General features: G+C 72.2%; 16 protein-coding genes. 2 read left to right on the forward strand and 14 right to left on the reverse strand.

Features of this window, described 5'->3' with window-relative positions:
• Positions 1 to 55: 55 nt before the first annotated feature.
• The 6 genes from ACZ6KY_RS16385 to rpe form a co-directional block, all read right to left on the reverse strand.
• The gene (locus ACZ6KY_RS16385) at positions 56 to 508 is read right to left on the reverse strand and encodes an Lrp/AsnC family transcriptional regulator (RefSeq protein WP_015661832.1); all 453 of its coding nucleotides are present in this window, start codon (positions 506 to 508) and stop codon (positions 56 to 58) included.
• A 180-nt stretch (positions 509 to 688) separates the two neighbouring features.
• Entirely contained in the window at positions 689 to 2,131 is a 1,443-nt protein-coding gene (locus tag ACZ6KY_RS16390; protein WP_469311088.1) for a GuaB1 family IMP dehydrogenase-related protein, read from the reverse strand.
• A gap of 107 nt (positions 2,132 to 2,238) precedes the next feature.
• On the reverse strand, positions 2,239 to 2,616 hold the full coding sequence (locus tag ACZ6KY_RS16395) for a barstar family protein (RefSeq protein ID WP_469310970.1): 378 nt from the start codon (positions 2,614 to 2,616) through the stop codon (positions 2,239 to 2,241).
• On the reverse strand, positions 2,613 to 3,059 hold the full coding sequence (locus ACZ6KY_RS16400; RefSeq protein WP_469310971.1) for a guanyl-specific ribonuclease: 447 nt from the start codon (positions 3,057 to 3,059) through the stop codon (positions 2,613 to 2,615). Before ACZ6KY_RS16400 ends, ACZ6KY_RS16395 begins: the two co-directional genes overlap by 4 nt.
• A gap of 52 nt (positions 3,060 to 3,111) precedes the next feature.
• A complete protein-coding gene (locus ACZ6KY_RS16405) occupies positions 3,112 to 4,155 on the reverse strand; it encodes a sugar-binding transcriptional regulator (RefSeq protein WP_261702744.1) in 1,044 nt (347 codons plus the stop codon).
• Positions 4,156 to 4,233: 78 nt separating this feature from the next.
• Positions 4,234 to 4,920: a ribulose-phosphate 3-epimerase gene (rpe, locus tag ACZ6KY_RS16410; RefSeq protein ID WP_469311089.1), complete on the reverse strand. Its 687-nt coding sequence runs from the start codon at positions 4,918 to 4,920 to the stop codon at positions 4,234 to 4,236.
• A 134-nt stretch (positions 4,921 to 5,054) separates the two neighbouring features.
• On the opposite strand from rpe, the gene ACZ6KY_RS16415 reads away from it, so the two are divergent.
• The gene (locus tag ACZ6KY_RS16415; RefSeq protein WP_469310972.1) at positions 5,055 to 7,253 is read left to right on the forward strand and encodes an MMPL family transporter; all 2,199 of its coding nucleotides are present in this window, start codon (positions 5,055 to 5,057) and stop codon (positions 7,251 to 7,253) included.
• A 135-nt stretch (positions 7,254 to 7,388) separates the two neighbouring features.
• On the opposite strand, the gene ACZ6KY_RS16420 is transcribed toward ACZ6KY_RS16415, so the two are convergent.
• Together ACZ6KY_RS16420 and fmt are read right to left on the reverse strand one after the other, a co-directional pair.
• Entirely contained in the window at positions 7,389 to 8,822 is a 1,434-nt protein-coding gene (locus tag ACZ6KY_RS16420) for an RsmB/NOP family class I SAM-dependent RNA methyltransferase (RefSeq protein WP_469310973.1), read from the reverse strand.
• Positions 8,823 to 8,922: 100 nt separating this feature from the next.
• On the reverse strand, positions 8,923 to 9,855 hold the full coding sequence (gene fmt / locus ACZ6KY_RS16425) for a methionyl-tRNA formyltransferase (protein WP_469310974.1): 933 nt from the start codon (positions 9,853 to 9,855) through the stop codon (positions 8,923 to 8,925).
• A 406-nt stretch (positions 9,856 to 10,261) separates the two neighbouring features.
• Between fmt and ACZ6KY_RS16430 the strand changes: the two genes are divergently transcribed.
• A complete protein-coding gene (locus ACZ6KY_RS16430) occupies positions 10,262 to 10,804 on the forward strand; it encodes a hypothetical protein (RefSeq protein ID WP_469310975.1) in 543 nt (180 codons plus the stop codon).
• Positions 10,805 to 11,090: 286 nt separating this feature from the next.
• On the opposite strand, the gene ACZ6KY_RS16435 is transcribed toward ACZ6KY_RS16430, so the two are convergent.
• The 6 genes from ACZ6KY_RS16435 to ACZ6KY_RS16460 all read right to left on the reverse strand — a co-directional run bounded on the left by ACZ6KY_RS16435 (position 11,091) and on the right by ACZ6KY_RS16460 (position 17,640).
• Positions 11,091 to 13,247 (reverse strand): primosomal protein N', encoded by a 2,157-nt coding sequence (locus ACZ6KY_RS16435; protein WP_469310976.1) that lies wholly within the window; start codon positions 13,245 to 13,247, stop codon positions 11,091 to 11,093.
• A 423-nt stretch (positions 13,248 to 13,670) separates the two neighbouring features.
• Complete coding sequence (gene metK / locus ACZ6KY_RS16440) at positions 13,671 to 14,879, reverse strand: methionine adenosyltransferase (protein WP_469310977.1); 1,209 nt, start codon at positions 14,877 to 14,879, stop codon at positions 13,671 to 13,673.
• A gap of 238 nt (positions 14,880 to 15,117) precedes the next feature.
• Complete coding sequence (gene coaBC, locus ACZ6KY_RS16445; protein WP_469310978.1) at positions 15,118 to 16,320, reverse strand: bifunctional phosphopantothenoylcysteine decarboxylase/phosphopantothenate--cysteine ligase CoaBC; 1,203 nt, start codon at positions 16,318 to 16,320, stop codon at positions 15,118 to 15,120.
• 91 nt (positions 16,321 to 16,411) lie between these two features.
• A complete protein-coding gene (gene rpoZ / locus ACZ6KY_RS16450; protein WP_003982715.1) occupies positions 16,412 to 16,684 on the reverse strand; it encodes a DNA-directed RNA polymerase subunit omega in 273 nt (90 codons plus the stop codon).
• A gap of 37 nt (positions 16,685 to 16,721) precedes the next feature.
• Positions 16,722 to 17,279: a guanylate kinase gene (gene gmk / locus ACZ6KY_RS16455; protein ID WP_469310979.1), complete on the reverse strand. Its 558-nt coding sequence runs from the start codon at positions 17,277 to 17,279 to the stop codon at positions 16,722 to 16,724.
• Positions 17,280 to 17,316: 37 nt separating this feature from the next.
• Positions 17,317 to 17,640, reverse strand: coding sequence for an integration host factor (locus tag ACZ6KY_RS16460; protein ID WP_081223334.1), 324 nt, complete (start codon positions 17,638 to 17,640; stop codon positions 17,317 to 17,319).
• Between the last annotated feature and the right edge of the window lie 138 nt (positions 17,641 to 17,778).

The raw sequence follows: 17,778 nt of genomic DNA on the forward strand, positions 1-17,778 counted from the left end.
CGCGGAGGCAGGCCCCCCACCCCCTCGGGCGCACCAGCCTTGATGGGGGCGCCGACTACGTGGGCGACCCCGAGGAAAACCTCCGCAGCAGCGGCGAAAGCACCAGAACGGACTTCGTCCGTTCCACGAACGGCTCCCCCGCGATCCGTTCGAGCACCCGCTCGAAGTGCCGCATGTCCGAGGCGAAGACCTGTACCACCGCGTCCGCCTCCCCCGTGACGGTGGAGGCGGCCACGACTTCCTGGTAGCGCTCCAGGCCGCGCTGGATGGTCTCCGGCGAGGTGTTCCGCCGGCAGTAGATCTCGACGAAGCCCTCGGTCTCCCAGCCGAGCGCCGCCGGGTCCACCCGTACGGTGAACCCGGTGATGGCCCCGGTGGCCCGCAGCCGGTCGACCCGCCGTTTCACGGCGGGCGCGGACAGGCCGACCAGTTGCCCGATGTCCGCGTAGGAGCGACGGGCGTCCTCGGCGAGGGCGTGCACGATGCGTTCGTCGAGATCGTTCAGCACTGCGGGTGGTTCACTTTTCTGCGAGATCCGGACCTGTTTGCGTCTGGGGTGCACTCAACCATGTTCCGGTGAGGGGGCATGCACACGGCCCCTGCTCCCGGGCAAGTACACGCGTACGGCCCCTGCGAAGCGCCGGAGGCGGACAGGGGCCGTACGAGGAGAGCTGGGGTGGGGGGCGGGTCAGCTCCAGCTGGCGTGCAGGGGCTTGCCCTCGGCGTAGCCGGCCGCGCTCTGGATGCCGACGATCGCGTTCTGGGCGAACTCCTCCAGGGAGTTGGCGCCCGCGTAGGTGCAGGAGGAGCGGACGCCCGCGATGACCGAGTCGATCAGGTCCTCGACGCCCGGACGGGACGGGTCGAGGAACATCCGCGAGGTGGAGATGCCCTCCTCGAACAGCGCCTTGCGGGCCCGGTCGTACGCGGACTCCTCGCTGGTGCGGTTCTTGACGGCCCGCGCGGACGCCATGCCGAACGACTCCTTGTACAGGCGTCCGTCGGCGTCCTGCTGGAGGTCGCCCGGGGACTCGTACGTGCCGGCGAACCAGGAGCCGATCATGACGTTGGACGCGCCGGCGGCCAGCGCCATCGCGACGTCGCGGGGGTGGCGGACACCGCCGTCGGCCCACACGTGCTTGCCGTACTTCTTGGCCTCGGCCGCGCACTCCAGGACCGCGGAGAACTGCGGCCGGCCGACGCCGGTCATCATGCGGGTGGTGCACATGGCGCCGGGGCCGACGCCGACCTTGATGATGTCGGCGCCCGCGTCGATGAGGTCCTTGACGCCCTCGGCGGCGACGATGTTGCCCGCGACGATCGGCACCCGCGGGTCGAGCGCGCGCACCGTCCTGACGGCGCTGATCATCGACTCCTGGTGACCGTGCGCCGTGTCGATGACGAGCGTGTCGACGCCCGCGTCCAGGAGCTGCTTGGCCTTGCCCGCCACATCGCCGTTGATGCCGACGGCGGCGGCGATGCGCAGCCTGCCGCCCGCGTCGGTGGCCGGCGTGTACAGGGTGGCGCGCAGGGCGCCCTTGCGGGTGAGGATGCCGGCCAGCTTGCCGTCCGCGTCCACGGCGGGGGCGTAGCGGCGGTTGGCGCCGTCGAGCCGGTTGAACGCCTCGCGGGGCTCGATGTCCGCGTCGAGGAGCAGCAGGTCCCTGGACATGACCTCGGACAGCTGGGTGAAGCGGTCCACGCCGGTCAGGTCGGTGTCGGTGACCACACCGACCGGACGGCCGTCCTCGTCCACGACGACGCCCGCGTTGTGCGCGCGCTTGGGCAGCAGCGCCAGCGCGTCGGCGACGGTCTGGTGGGGTGCGAGGACGATCGGGGTGTCGAGCACCAGATGGCGTCCCTTGACCCAGGAGACGACCTCGGTGATGACGTCGATCGGGATGTCCTGCGGAATGACGACAAGGCCCCCGCGGCGGGCGACGGTCTCGGCCATCCGGCGGCCCGCGATAGCCGTCATGTTGGCGACGACGAGCGGGATGGTGGTGCCCGTGCCGTCGGGAGAGCTGAGGTCCACGCCCTGACGCGAGCCGACCGCGGAGCGGCTGGGCACCATGAAGACGTCGTCGTACGTCAGGTCGTACGGGGGCTGGATGTCGTTGAGGAAACGCACGTGCTGCACATCCCAGTCGATCAGAGGTGGCCCCCGGACAGGTCAGCCAGGGGGAAGAGCACGTACTTCATTGTCCCATGACAGCCCCCGTGCGGTCGCCGGACAGATCATCCAGGCTGGTCAGGGGGCAATTGGTCGGATCCTCCAAGGCTGAGGACGACCGACAGCGCGGCGTCGAACTGCTGGTAGTGGCCGGCGGCCGACTCCAGGACCTCCTGGGCGGTCTCCCACTCGTCGGGCCGCGCCCTCGCGTACGGGCGCCAGCCGGTCACCACGAGCAGCCGGCCCGGACTGGCCGGTCCCCAGTCGGGGTCGCCCAGGACGTCGGCGAGCGCGTCCCAGTTCCGCCCGAACCACTCCGGCAGGTCGAGGGAGCGGACACAGCGCGCCATGAAGGCGGCCTTGTCGAGGACCCCGGTGAGGTCGAGCTCGGTGACCTGCCACCCGGCCGAACGGCAGACCTGCGCGAGCGGACCGTGCGTCATCTCAGCACCGCCTTGAACGAGTTGTAGTGATCGTCGGTGTAGAAGATCTCCCCCCGCTGCCCGGTGACGATGCGCCGGGCCCCGCGGTCGCGCTCACCCGGGGTCCGCACCGTGTACTCGTGGTAATACCCCCTGGCCTGCCCCGGCAGTTCCCGCTCGAAGTTGCCGAAGACGGCGCCGTCCTTGGCGTACGGGAAGGGGCCGCCCTGATCGATGAGGACGAGGGTGGCCCGCGCTTCGGCGGGGAGCGCCGCCGCGGGGACGGCCGGCAGGCCACCGGCCCAGGCAGGGGCCGCCGTGGCACGGCTCGCGGCACTGGCCGCGGAGTCGCCCGAGGCGGCGGTGCCCGTCGACGAGCAGCCCGCCAGCAGGACCGTCAGACAGACCAGCAGTCCCGCGAGCAGGCGGCCCGCGAACGCGCGAGGGGACGGCCGCAGCAGCATGACGTCGATGCTGCCACGGCCGTCCCCTCGCGGCGCGCGCTGGATGGTGCCCTCAGGGCCCGTCCGGGTCGGCCCGGTTCAGGGCCGGGCGCGGCGGCGGTCCCGCCGTCATCAGCGCGTCCGCGGCCGAGGTGTCCGTCACCAGACTGGTGACGAGCCCGGACCGCAGGACCGCGTCGATGGCGGCGGCCTTGCGCTGGCCGCCCGCTATGGCGACGACCTCGGGGATACGGCGCAGCCGGTCGGCCTCGACCGTGATGCAGCGCTCGCCCAGGTCACGCCCGACCCGCCGACCCTCGGCGTCGAAGAGGTGCGCGGACATCTCGGCGGCGACACCGAGGGACGCGTAGTGGGCGCGCTCCTCGTCGCTGAGCATGTCGTGCACCGTGGAGATGCCCGGCTCCCACGAGCCGATGGAGACGCAGGCGACCGTGACCTTGTCGAAGTACTCGAAGGCGCGGGCGATGCCCGTCTGGTTGCGCAGCGCCGCCGCGGTGGCGGCGTCGGGCAGCAGCATCGGCGCGTAGATGGGGTGGGCGTCGCCGCCCGACACCTGCGCGGCACGCCGGACCGCCTCGACGGAGCCGCGCTCGGCGGTCCCGGCGTCGTACACGCCCGTCAGCTGCACCACGGTGCACGGCGGGAGCCGGTCGAGGGCCGCCGCCATGTGGATCGTGGAGCGGCCCCAGGCGAGGCCGAGCACATCGCCCTCGTTGACGAGCTCGCCGAGCAGGTCGGCGGCCACCTCACCGAGGTTCTCCGGGTCGGGCGACTCCTCGGCCTCGGCCGGCGACTCGACGACCACGGCATGCCGCAGGCCGTAGCGGGCACGCAGCGCGTCCGAGCGCTCCGCGTCCAGCTCGGCGGGGACGCGGATCTCGATCCTCACGAGATCCCGTTCGAGAGCGGTCTCCAGGACCCGGGCCACCTTGAAGCGGCTGACGCCGAACTCCTCGGCGATCTGGATCTTGGATTTGCCCTCGAGGTAGAAGCGGCGGGCCATGGCCGCCGCCTGGACCAGCTCAGCGGGTCCCATCCGCATGGCTGACCGGCCCGCCGACATACCCGACACGGCGATCTCCTCACTTCTGTTCACACTCTGGATTCGCCGTTCATCCTTGCAGATCCGGCGCACTTGATCCGCCCTGATGGGCGGCGTTCACGTTCCCTTGGTTCAGTGGTCGCACGCCCACGGCGCATGGGCCGTCGCCTCCTGTGCCTGGGTGCGCAGTGCACGTACCGCCTGGGCCGGATCCGCGGCCCCGTACACCGCCGAACCGGCGACGAACACGTCGGCGCCCGCCTCCGCGCACCGCTCGATCGTCGACGCCGAGACACCGCCGTCGACCTGGAGCCACAGTTCCAGGCCGTGCTTGCTGATCAACTGGCGCGTGCGGCGGATCTTGGGGAGCATGATGTCGAGAAAGGCCTGGCCCCCGAATCCGGGCTCGACCGTCATGATCAGCAGCATGTCGAGCTCGGGCAGCAGATCCTCGTACGGCTCGATGGGGGTCGCGGGCTTGAGCGCCATCGAGGCACGGGCGCCCATGGCCCGGATCTCGCGGGCGAGCCGGACGGGCGCCGCGGCCGCCTCCACGTGGAAGGTGACCGAACCGGCCCCGGCTTCCACGTACTGGGGCGCCCACCGATCGGCGTCCTCGATCATCAGATGGCAGTCCAGCGGAATGTCCGTCGCACGGGCCAAAGACTCTACGACCGGCACCCCGAGCGTGAGGTTCGGTACGAAATGGTTGTCCATGACGTCGACATGGAGCCAGTCCGCGCCTTCCACCGCCCTTGTCTCCTCGGCAAGGCGGGCGAAGTCGGCGGACAGGATGCTGGGGTTGATCTGCACGGCCATGCCCCAAGACTGCCATGCCCCGGGCCGGTTGCCCGCCTCGGTCCGGACCTGGGTTGTTCCGCGCATGCCGTACGACCGTCCGCCATGCCGTCCTGGGCGGCCCAGCGGCGCTCCGTCCGACCCCTGGGGTGGGCATGAAGCGGCTCGACACCTGGAAGCGCGCGGCCATCGGGGTCGTGTGCGGACGCCGGTCCAAGTGGCTGGTCCTGGCCCTGTGGCTGCTGGTGCTCGTCTTCGTGGCACCGCTCGGAGCCAAGCTCAGTGACGCCCAGGACAACGACGCCCAGTCCTGGCTGCCTGGCTCTGCCGAGTCCACCCAAGTCCTCGACATCTCGAACGAGTTCCGGCCCGAGCAGATTCCCGCGGTCGTCGTCTACGCGCGCCCGGACGGCCTGACGCCGCAGGACCGGCGGCAGATCGCCGAGGACGTCCAGCAGGTGAGGGCGCTGCGGGAGCACGGCATCCGCGGCGCGGAGACCCGGGGACCGGTCTTCGACCGGCCGACGGATCCGCGCGCGGCCCAGATCTACATCCCCATCACCATGAACGCGACCGGCTGGCAGCGGATCGGCCCCGCGGTCGACTCCATCCGGCACCAGGTGGGCAAGGGCGCCGACGGGCTCTCCGTGCACGTCACCGGGCCCGGCGGTACCGCCGCGGACTCCTCCAACGCCTTCAAGGGCATCGACTCGACCCTGCTCTACGCCGCGATGGCCGTCGTCATCGTGATGCTGCTGATCACCTTCCGCAGCCCGACCCTGCTGTTCGTCCCGCTGCTCGGCGTGGTCGTCGCCCTGTTCACGGCCCAGGCGCTGATCTATCTGCTGGCCAAACACGCCGGTCTGACGGTGAACGGTCAGAGCGCGGGCATTCTCACCGTGCTCGTGTTCGGCGCGGGGACCGACTACGCGCTGCTGCTGGTCGCCCGCTACCGCGAGGAGCTGCGCCGCCACGAGGACCGCCACGAGGCGATGGCACTCGCCATGAACCGGGCGGGTCCGGCGATCCTCGCCTCGGGCGCGACGGTCGTGCTGAGCATGCTGGTGCTGCTGGTCGCCGAGATGAACTCGACGCGGGGCCTCGGCCCCGTCGCGGCGATCGGCGTGGGCGTCGCCCTGCTGACCATGCTCACGCTCTTCCCCGCCCTGCTGCTGGTCTTCGGACGCTGGATCTTCTGGCCCTCCGTCCCGCACGTCGGCTCGGCCGATCCGACCAAGAGCGGTGTCTGGGCGCGCATGGGCCGCCGGATCGCCCGCCGCCCCCGGACCACCTGGGTGGCCACGGCACTGGCGCTCGCGGTGCTGTCCCTGGGCCTGATCCAGCTGCGGGCCGCGGGCATCTCCAACGCCGACACCTTCACCGGGAAACCGGACTCGATCGTCGGCCAGCAGGTGTCGGCGCGCTACTTCCCCGCGGGCGACGGGGATCCCCTGGTCATCGTCTCCAACGCGGCCCAGGCCAGGGAGGTCGGCCATGCCGTGGCGGCGGACCCGGACGTGGTCCCGACGAGCATCGGTGTGCCGCCGGGCACCGCGCCCGAGCACGGCGGCCGGGTGCTGTTCGAGGCGACCACCCGCGCCCCCGCGGACAGCGCGGCGGCCAAGGCCACGGTGGAGCGCGTGCGCGACGCGGTGCACGCCGTACCCGGCGCCGACGCGAAGGTGGGCGGCGGCACGGCGGCCCTGCTGGACATGGAGAAGGCCCAGACGCACGACAACTACCTGGTCATCCCGCTCGTCCTGCTGGTGGTCCTGCTGGTCCTGAGCGTCCTGCTGCGCGCCCTGGTCGCTCCGCTCCTGCTGATCGGGACCGTGGTGCTGTCGCTGGCCACCGCGCTCGGCGTGAGCGCACTGGCCTTCCGGCACATCTTCGACTACGCGGGCGAGGACGTGGCCTTCCCGCTGTTCGTCTTCGTCTTCCTGGTGGCGCTCGGCATCGACTACAACATCTTCCTGACCACCCGTATCCGCGAGGAAGCGAGCCACAAGGGCACCCGCGCGGGTGTGGTGACGGGGCTCGCCACCACCGGGGCGGTGATCACCTCGGCCGGTCTCGTCCTCGCGGGCACCTTCGCGGCGCTCGGCACCCTGCCCATCGTGGGCTTCGCGGAGATCGGCTTCGCGGTGGCCCTCGGCGTGCTCCTGGACACCTTCGTGGTGCGCTCGGTACTGGTCACCGCGCTCTTCCTCGACGTGGGCCCGAAGGTGTGGTGGCCGAACCGGCTCGCCCGCGAGGACGGCGGCGGCCCGCCCCCGGACACGGCCGAGCCGGACGATTCCGGGGAGCCCGGAGGATCCGGGGAGTCCTCGAACCCGGCTTCGCCGCCCGGCTGACGAAGCAGGCCGGAGCAGGCCCACGCAGCGTGGGCGGAGCAGCGCCGCCCGTCGCGGGCTGAACGACGCCGGGGCGCGCGGCTCAGCAGAGCTGGGCGGCGCGGCTCGGCCGGATGGGCCGGCCGCGCCGCGGGGTCAGCCGGTCCTGCGGATCAGGGCCAGGTACATCGCGTCCGTCCCGTGCAGATGCGGCCACAGCTGTACGTCGGGGCCGTCCCCCAGGGCGGGCACGCCGGGCAGCAGCGGACGGGCGTCGAGCAGTTCGGCGGAGCCGTCCTCGAAGTGCTTGAGGACGTCGTCGACGACAGCGCGGGTCTCGGCGAGGTGCGGCGAGCAGGTCGCGTACCCGACGACACCGCCGACCCGCACCGATTCGAGCGCCGTGCGCAACAGCCCGCGCTGGAGCGTCGCGAAGCCGTCGAGGTCCTCGGGGCGACGCCGCCAGCGGGCCTCGGGACGGCGGCGCAGCGCGCCCAGGCCCGTGCAGGGCACGTCCATGAGCACCCGGTCGAAGGTGCCGGGCCGCCACGGCGGGCGGGTGCCGTCGGCCGCGATGACCTGGTAGGGGCCGGGGTTCCCGGCGAGCGCCTTGGCGACGAGCCCCGCCCGGTGCGGCTGCTTCTCGGAGGCGAGCAGGGTCGCGCCCCGCTGGGCGGCGAGGCCCGCCAGCATCGCGGCTTTGCCGCCGGGTCCGGCGCAGCCGTCCAGCCAGGCCCGGTCGGGCCCGTCGAGCGGCGCGTTCGCCAGGGCGACAGCGACGAGCTGGCTGCCCTCGTCCTGGACGCCCGCACGGCCCTCGCGTACGGCGTCGATGGCGCCCGGCTCGCCGCCCTCGGTGAGCCGCACGGCGTACGGCGACCAGCGCCCGGGCAGCGCCGAGTCCTCGTCGAGAGCGTCGAGGAGTTCTTCGGCGGTGGAGCGTCCCGGCCGGGCGACGAGGGTCACCTCGGGCCGTTCGTTGTCGGCCTCCAGCAGGTCCTCGATGCCGGCCCGGCCACCGCCCAGCGCGTCCCACAGCGCGGAGACGACCCAGCGCGGGTGCGAGTGCACGATGGCGAGATGGTCCTCGGCGTCCTCGTCGTAGGGCGGTGCGACCTGTTCCAGCCAGGCGTCGAGATCCTGCCGGGCGACCTTGCGCAGCACCGCGTTCACGAACTTGGCCCGCCCGTCGCCGAGCACCACCCGGGCCAGCTCGACGGAGGCGGAGACGGCGGCGTGCGTCGGGATGCGGGTGCCGAGCAGCTGGTGGACACCGAGGCTGAGCACATCGAGGACCGGCGGGTCGACCTCCCGCAGCGGCCGGTCGACACAGGCCGAGATGACGGCGTCGTACGTCCCCTGGCGGCGCAGCGTGCCGTACACCAGCTCGGTCGCGAGCGCGGCGTCCCGTGTGTCGAAGTCGCCCTTCTCCCGCGCCTTGCGCAGCAGCGGCGGCAGGACGAGGTTCGCGTACGCGTCCCGCTCGTCCACGGCCCGCAGCGCCTCGAAGGCGAGCATGCGGACCGGGTCCTTCTGGGGGCGGCGGTAGGGCTTGCCGGGCTTCTGCGGCCGACGGGGCTGCTCACTCACGAAAAAGGTGCTCCGGATCCAGGAAAAAGATGCGCTTATCAGCGTACGCCGCAGGGCCGACGTCAGACGCCGACCGACGCCAGACGGCCGATGCCAGACGTCAGACGCCGAGGCGCTCCCCGGAGGGAATCCGCACCCCGCGGGCCCAGTCCGCCGCGCGCATCGGCTTCTTGCCCTGGGCCTGCACCCAGAGCAGCTCGACGGCGTAGGAACCGGTGCCCACGTACACGTTGTTCTTGGCGACGGACAGCTCGCCCGGGGCGAGGTCCGTACGGTCGGGCACCGTCGCGACGTGGATGAGCTTGAGCCGCTCGTCCCGGAAGACGGTCCAGGAGCCGGGGGCGGGAGTGCAGCCGCGCACCACGCGGTCGACGCGCAGCGCCGGGGCGGTCCAGTCGACGTGGGCGCTCTCGACGGTGATCTTCGACGCCGTGCTGATGCCGTCCGCGGGCTGCGGTACGGCCTTGAGCGTGCCGTCCTCGATCCCGTCCATCGTCGCGGCGAGCAGTCCGGAGCCCGCGAAGGCGAGCCGCGTCAGCAGGTCCCCGCTGGTGTCGGTGGGACGGATCTCCTCGGTGACGGTCCCGTACACCGGTCCCGAGTCGAGGCCCTCCTCGATCAGGAAGGTGGTGGCGCCGGTGATCTCGTCGCCGGCCATGATCGCGTGCTGGACGGGGGCGGCGCCGCGCCAGGCCGGCAGCAGCGAGAAGTGCAGGTTGACCCAGCCCTGGGCGGGGATGTCGAGGGCGACCCGGGGCAGCAGAGCCCCGTAGGCGACGACGGGACAGCAGTCCGGGCCGATCTCCCGCAGCCGGGCCAGGAACTCCTCGTCCCGGGGCTTCACGGGCTTGAGCACCTCGATCCCGGCCTCTTCCGCCCGCACGGCGACCGGACTCGCGACGAGCCGTCGCCCCCGTCCGGCCGGCGCGTCCGGCCGGGTCACGACGGCGGCCACCTCGTGCCGCCCGGAGGCGATCAGGGCGTCCAGGGCGGGAACGGCGACCTCGGGGGTACCTGCGAAGACGAGCTTCATGGGTGGCGGTTGGCCTCTCGGGCGGGAGCTCTTCCATCCCCCGCGCGCGTGCCGGTTCAGGCGGAGCACGGGGCAGCGCACCAGTCTATGCCGCGCGGGGCCCAAGGGCTCGGGGGTTCTTCAGGGGCCATGTCCCCGGGCCGGCGCGGGCGGTGAGCTCCGCGCGTCGGCGTGGGCGGTCTCGCCCGCGCGTCGGCGCGGGCGGTGCGGCCCGCTCACCGGCGGGTGGGGCGCGTCCACCACACAACAGGGGGCGTACAGATTGGGACGCGCCCCGTGCATATGCCCTTGCGCCCCCGCAGCGTGACCACTCACCCGTCCACGCGTTGGTCAAGAAAGAGTTGACCACAGCGGGCGGCACCTGCGCGGCCCGATCCTTTTCAACGCCGGTTCGAGAGGCTTGTTCATGGCCGACCACGCAACCCACGACGCCCAGGCTCGGGCCAGCCTGCACTTGCTGGTGCGGGACATCGAGCGGGTCCGCCGGCAGGTGGACGCACTGCGCACGCTCACCGCCCAGTTGGGCAACGTCTACCGCCCGCGCCGCTCCGGCCCCTCCACGGGCTTCGTCGTCTACGGACGCGCCCCCGCCCCGACCGTCCGTCTCGCCCAGGAGCTGCGGGACAGCGTCGAGACCCTGGTCACGGCCGCCGTGGACTTCGACCGCTCACTCGGCTTCTCGTGGGACGCGGTGGGCTCGGCCCTCGGGGTCACCAAGCAGGCGGTGCACCGGCGTTACGGCGCGCGCCGCGCCGCCGCCCAGGCCGCCGCCGAGGCGGAGCGCGCCACGGAGCCGGCCGAGACGCGCACGGTCGCCGTCAACACGGCGCTTCCCTCGGTGCCGACCGTTCCCGCCACCCGCTCCATGCCGACCCAGCCGACGGCGGGGAGCCCCACCCTTCGCGACGAGGTCAGGCCCTCGGCCTTCCCGGGCCCACGCAACGGCTGACCGACCCCCGAGACGACAACTGCCTCCCGGCGCCAGGACCCCCGGGGGGCAGGCCTACGTCCACACCCCGCCCCGTCCACACCCCGGCCTCTCGGCACCGCCCCGCTCCCAGCTCCCAGCTCCCAGCTCCCAGCCGACCGTTCACGCCCAGGGCCCGAGTCCGTGTCCACCGCTCTCGCCCACGGCCCGCGCGCCGGCACCCGCACCTCACGCGCTCCGCGACGCCCGATCACGCGACCTCACCGGATCCCACCGGGCCTCGCCGGGCCTCACCCGATCTCGGGTATCACCCGATGTCAGGCGGATCGATCCGGATCCGTACGGGCTCGCTGCCACCGCGGGCCATACGCGCCGCCTGCGCACTCTTCAGAGCGGCCGCCAGCGCGGCGCCACTCCCGGGGGGTACCCGGATGAGCACCCTCTCCCCCGGCGGTCCGGGGGGCGGCCCACCGGGCCGCCGGGGCCGCCCGGCCTCCCCGGCCGGCAGCGGTACCGGCCCCAACACCTGGGCGTCGCGCGGCAGTTCGGCGGCGGCGAGGAACCCGGCGAGCGCCTCCGGAGCCCCGGACACCGCCGCCATCCGGGAGACGGGCGGAAATCCCAGTTCGGCCCGCTCGGCGAGCTCACGCACGGCGTGCCCGACGGGATCCCACCGTACGAGCGCCTGCACGGGCCGCAGGGTCGGTTCGGCCACGACCACGACCGTGCCGCCCGCTCCCTGTGGACGGACCAGCGCGGCGGCCCCTGTCCACCGGCGCAACGCGTCCTCGCCGGCCCGCAGATCGGGCCGTCCGAGCATCGCCCAGCCGTCGAGCAGCAGGGCCGCCGCGTACCCGCCCTCGGCGACGGGTTCGGCCCCCGGGGTGCTCACCACCAGGGCGGGCGCCGCTGACACCGTGTCCAGCACCTGTTCCCGCCCGGACGTGCGCACCGGCACGGCCGGGAACGCCCGGCCCAGTTCCTCGGCGGTCCGACGGGCGCCGACGACCTGCGCCCGCAGCCGGAACCCGCCGCACTCCTGGCAGTGCCAGGCAGTCTCGTCCCGCCCGCACCACGCACAGCGCAGCGCCTGGGCGTCCTGCGCCTCCAGCGGCCCCGCGCAGTGCCGGCACCGCGCGGGCGCCCGGCACTGGGCACACGCCATCCGGGGCACATATCCCCGCCGGGGAACCTGGACCAGCACCGGCCCCTGCCGCAGCCCCTCCCTGACGATCTGCCAGGCGAGCGTGGGCAGCCGGGCTGCCCGAGCGGCCTCGTCGCGCGCGAGATCGCCGTCCCCGACGGTCCGCACCAGTGGCGCGGCCGCGCGCACCTGTTCCCGGTCGGCGGCCAGCGGCAGCGCCCAGCCGCTCTCGACCAGTTGCGCCGCCTCCACCGTGCACGTCCAACTCCCCAGCAGGAAGCCGCACTTGTCGCGCGAGGCGCGTAGCTCCAGCACTTCCCGGACATGCGGGAAGGGAGCGTTGTCGTCGCTGTGTCCGTCGTCGCCGTCGTCCCAGACGGCGACAAGTCCCAGATTCCGTACGGGCGCGAACATGGCCGCCCTGGTACCGACCACGGCCCGTACGGACCCCCGTCGTACGGCGAGCCAGTCACGGTAGCGCCGCTCCTGCCCGGCGTCGGCGGTCAGCAGGGCGTGCTGCCCCTCCCCCATCAGGGCCTTGAGGGCGGTGTCCACGCGGGCGGCGGGCCGCCCCGCCGGTACGACGACGAGCGCGCCGCGCCCGGAGGCGAGCGTCGCCTGCACCGCGCGGGCGATCTCCTCGGCCCACTCGGGACCGGGCAGCGCGGTCCACACGGCGCGCGGGGCACCGCCGGAAGCGAGCGAGGCGAGGAAGTCCGCCCCCCTCCCGTACCGCAGCCAGGTCCCGGGGTCGGGTGCGGTGGGCGGCGGCGGGGGCACCGGCGACTCCCGTGCCTCGGCGCGGGCGTGCCGGGGCGGGACGGCCAGTTGCAGCACGTCGGCGAGCGATCCCGCGTACCGGTCGGCGACGGCGCGCGCGAGTCCCAGCAGTTCGGGCCCGAGGACGGGCTCGGGCGAGACCACCTGGGCGAGGGCGGCCAGCGGTCCCGAGTAGTCGGACTCGGCGACCCGCTCGACGAGGTATCCGTCGATCAGACCGCCGCCCTCGCGCCGGCCCTCCCGTACGTTGCGTCCGCCGGCGCCGAACCGCACCCGCACCCGCACGCCCGGCTGGGCGGCCTCGTCCAGGTCCTCGGGCACGGCGTAGTCGAAGTAGCGGTCGAGGTGCAGCACGCCTTTGTCGACGAGCACCCGCGCGACCGGCAGTTCCTTCGCGAGCGCGGCTCCCCGCCAGGTCCGCGGCTTCGCCTTCGGCGCCTTGGCCCGGCGCACGGCCTCCCGGATCAGCGCAAGCTGCTCGGGCGGCGCGCCGTCCGCGCCGTCCGCGCCGTCTGCCGGGTGCCCGTTCGCGCTGCTCACAGCAGTATTCCTACCAGACCGCACCGACAGCGCCGCCCGCCCGAGATCAGGGCGGCAGCGGATCGTGAACGCCCTCAGGGCGCCTTTGCCATGGACCGCTCGGCCATACCGGTCGGGGACCGGCAGCAGGATTCGAACCTGCGAGGGGCCATCCGCCCCAGAAGTATCCGCGGCCATCGCACCGGGCGGGACGACGTCGTTTCTCCCTGTCGGTTCTCCCGAGATCCAGGCGGCAGCGGAACGTTGATCCGGATTCACCGCACGCCATGGGCGTACTCCACCGAAGTAACCGCGGCCATCGCACCGGGAGATCACCAGCGTACGAATCCCGGCCCGTCGGGACCACTCTTTTTCCCGCGCAGCCGTGAGGCCCGGCACCCCTCTGGGTACCGGGCCTCACGGCTCTGACGAAGCGTTCGCCGACTACAGGCCCGCGGCCTTGCGCAGCGCGTCCACGCGGTCCGTGCGCTCCCACGTGAAGTCGGGCAGCTCGCGGCCGAAGTGGCCGTACGCGGCGGTCTGCGCGTAGATCGGCCGGAGCAGATCGAGGTCGCGGATGATGGCCGCCGGGCGGAGGTCGAAGACGTCCGTGATGGCGGTCTCGATCTTCTCGGCGTCGACCTTGGCGGTGCCGAAGGTCTCGACGAACAGACCGACCGGCTCGGCCTTGCCGATGGCGTAGGCGACCTGGACCTCGCAGCGCGAGGCGAGGCCCGCGGCCACGACGTTCTTCGCGACCCAGCGCATCGCGTACGCGGCGGAGCGGTCGACCTTGGACGGGTCCTTGCCGGAGAAGGCGCCGCCGCCGTGGCGGGCCATGCCACCGTACGTGTCGATGATGATCTTGCGGCCGGTGAGTCCGGCGTCGCCCATCGGACCGCCGATCTCGAAGCGGCCGGTCGGGTTCACCAGCAGGCGGTAGCCCTCGGTCTCCAGCTTGATGCCGTCGTCGAGGAGAGCCCTCAGCTCCGGCTCCACCACGAACTCGCGGATGTCGGGAGCGAGCAGCGAGTCCAGGTCGATGTCCGAGGCGTGCTGCGAGGAGACGACGACGGTGTCAAGACGGACCGCCTTGTCGCCGTCGTACTCGATGGTGACCTGGGTCTTGCCGTCGGGGCGCAGGTACGGGATGGTCCCGTTCTTGCGGACGTCGGACAGCCGGCGCGCGAGCCGGTGCGCGAGGTGGATCGGGAGCGGCATCAGGTTCGGGGTCTCGTCCGTCGCGTACCCGAACATCAGGCCCTGGTCACCCGCGCCCTGGCGGTCCAGCTCGTCCTCGTCACCCTCGACACGGGACTCGTACGCCGTGTCGACACCCTGCGCGATGTCCGGGGACTGGGAACCGATCGACACCGACACGCCGCAGGACGCCCCGTCGAAGCCCTTCTTCGACGAGTCGTAGCCGATCTCCAGGATCTTGTCGCGGACCAGCTGGGCGATCGGCGCGTACGCCTTGGTCGTGACCTCTCCGGCCACATGCACCTGGCCGGTCGTGATGAGCGTCTCCACGGCGACCCGGGACGTCGGGTCCTCGCGCAGAAGCGCGTCGAGAATGGTGTCGCTGATCTGGTCAGCGATCTTGTCGGGGTGGCCCTCGGTCACGGACTCCGAGGTGAACAGGCGACGGGACACAACGCTCCCTGTGGTTGCAGCGGCTGCTGGCTGATCATTGGTGGACGGGCCGGGGGCTGCGCCCGGCATCGTCCGAGAACAGTTTATCGGTCGCGCTCAGCCGCGGGACCCCTGTCTCGCCTCTCGAAACCCCTGTGACCTGCGGCACGGGCATTCTGCGCCATCGCCGTAGCTCTTCGCCAGGGTCGCCACGCCCGATTTCACGGTCTTTGGGGTGACGGGTGTGATGGGTGAGCTTTCACACCAGTCGGCGTGTCACCAGGTCCCACACGGTCTCGGCCAGTGCTTCCTTGGGTCCGTGGGGCACCGGGGTCTCACTGCCGTCGGCCCCGAGCACCACCGCCTCGTTCTCCTCGGAGCCGAAGGTCTTGCGCTCCCCCACCTCGTTCACCACCAGGAGATCGCAGCCCTTGCGCTCCAGTTTCGTCCGTCCGTTGGCGAGGACGTCGTCCGTCTCGGCGGCGAATCCGACCACCACCTGGCCGGGGCGGGCCCGGTCCGATGAGATCTCCGCGAGGATGTCCGGATTGCGGACCAGGACGATCGGCTCCGGCTCCTGGCCGTCCTTCTTCTTGATCTTCCCGGCCGCGTACGCCTGGGGCCGGAAGTCAGCCACCGCGGCCGCCATCACCACCGCGTCGGCGTCCGGGGCCGCCTTCAGCACGGCCTCCCGCATCTGCACGGCGGTGCCGACCTGGACCACGTCGACCCCGGCCGGGTCCGCGAGGCCCGTGTTCGCCGCGATCAGTGTGACCCGGGCGCCGCGCGCGGCGGCGGTGCGGGCGAGCGCGTACCCCTGCTTGCCGGAGGAGCGGTTGCCGAGGAAGCGGACGGGGTCGAGGGGCTCACGGGTGCCGCCCGCGCTGACGACGACATGGCGGCCGTCGAGATCCGGCTCGGTGACCCCGCGGGCGAGCACGCGGCGGCAGACCTCGAAGATCTCCCCCGGGTCGGGCAGCCGCCCCTTGCCGGTGTCGACGCCGGTCAGGCGCCCCACGGCGGGTTCGACGACCACGGCACCGCGCCGCCGCAGGGTCGCCACGTTCTCCTGGGTCGCCGGGTGCTCCCACATCTCGGTGTGCATGGCGGGCGCGAAGACGACCGGGCAGCGGGCGGTGAGCAGGGTGTTGGTGAGGAGGTCGTCGGCCAGTCCGTGGGCGGCCTTGGCGAGCAGGTCGGCGGTCGCCGGGGCGACCACCACGAGGTCGGCGTGCTGTCCGATGCGGACGTGCGGGACCTCGTGGACGTCCGACCAGACCTCGGTGGAGACGGGATGGCCCGAGAGCGCCGACCAGGTGGCGGCGCCGACGAAGTGCAGCGCGGACGCGGTGGGCACGACGCGCACGTCGTGGCCCGACTCCGTCAGTCGTCGCAGCAGTTCACAGGCCTTGTACGCGGCGATGCCACCGCTGACCCCCAGAACGACCTTCGGCTTGTCCACCGTCTCTCCCCGGGCTCGGAAACTTACGACTCCATGACACACCACAGGCCCGGCGGTCGCGCCGCCGGGCCTGGGATGAGCAAATGAACGACTACTGAGCGGGGCCTTCGACGGCCTCGGAGGTCAGCAGACCCGCGTTGATCTCGCGCAGGGCGATAGACAGCGGCTTCTCGTGGACGTGGGTGTCGACGAGCGGACCGACGTACTCGAGGAGGCCCTCGCCGAGCTGCGAGTAGTACGCGTTGATCTGGCGGGCGCGCTTGGCCGCGTAGATCACCAGGCTGTACTTCGAGTCGGTGGCCTCGAGAAGCTCGTCGATCGGAGGGTTGATGATGCCCTCGGGAGCAGTGATGGAAGAGGACACGCTCTGCCTTCCGAAAGGTGGAAATTGACCTAAAAGATCAAACAACTTCCACCAAGGCTAGCAGCTCGCGCGCCACGTCCTCGACGGAGGTGTTGACCAGGGTGATATCGAACTCCGGCTCGGCCGCCAGTTCGATCTTCGCCGCGTCCAGGCGGCGCTCGATCACCTCGGGCTGTTCGGTCCCCCGCCCGGTGAGCCTGCGCACCAGCTCCTCCCAGGAGGGCGGGGCCAGGAACACCAGCAGCGCGTCCCCCATGGACTCGCGGACCTGCCGGGCGCCCTGGAGGTCGATCTCCAGGAGCAGCGGCGCACCCGACTCCAGGTGCTCCAGGACGGCGGCGCGCGGAGTGCCGTAGCGGTTGCCGGCGAATTCGGCCCACTCCAGAAGCTCGCCGTTGGCGATCAGCTTGTCCATCTCGTCGTCGGAGACGAAGAAGTAGTGGACACCGTGCTTCTCACCGGGGCGCGGCTTGCGGGTCGTCGCCGACACCGAGAGCCATACCTCGGGGTGTTCCTTGCGCATATGAGCGACGACCGTGCTCTTGCCGACCCCTGAGGGGCCGGAGAGCACGGTCAGCCGCGGACGTTCACTCATGCAGCGATTATTCCAGCAATCCCGGGGTGTCCAGGACTCAGGCGCCGGAACCACCGAACTCGCGCTCCAAAGAGGCGATCTGATTCGAGCCGAGACCGCGCACACGGCGACTCTCGGAGATCCCGAGTCGCTCCATGATCTGCTTGGCGCGGACCTTGCCCACGCCCGGCAGGGACTCCAGGAGAGCGGAGACCTTCATCTTGCCGACGACGTCGTTCTCCTGGCCCTGCTTGATGACCTCGTGAAGCGAGGCGCCGGAGTGCTTGAGTCGATTCTTGACCTCGGCCCGCTCCCGGCGAGCCGCGGCGGCCTTTTCGAGCGCGGCTGCGCGCTGTTCAGGGGTAAGGGGCGGAAGAGCCACGCCTACGTCACCTCGGATGTCGAACTGTCGGATACGGACCGGTGAGGAACCTAGTCGCCCCACACCTGGGGGCAACGGGCAACACGCTTGCCCGATCTCCCCCCATCGCCTTTGAGGCCATGGGAGGTGCCCCACTCG

The sequence above is a fragment of the Streptomyces sp. NPDC042002 genome, from assembly GCF_055588305.1.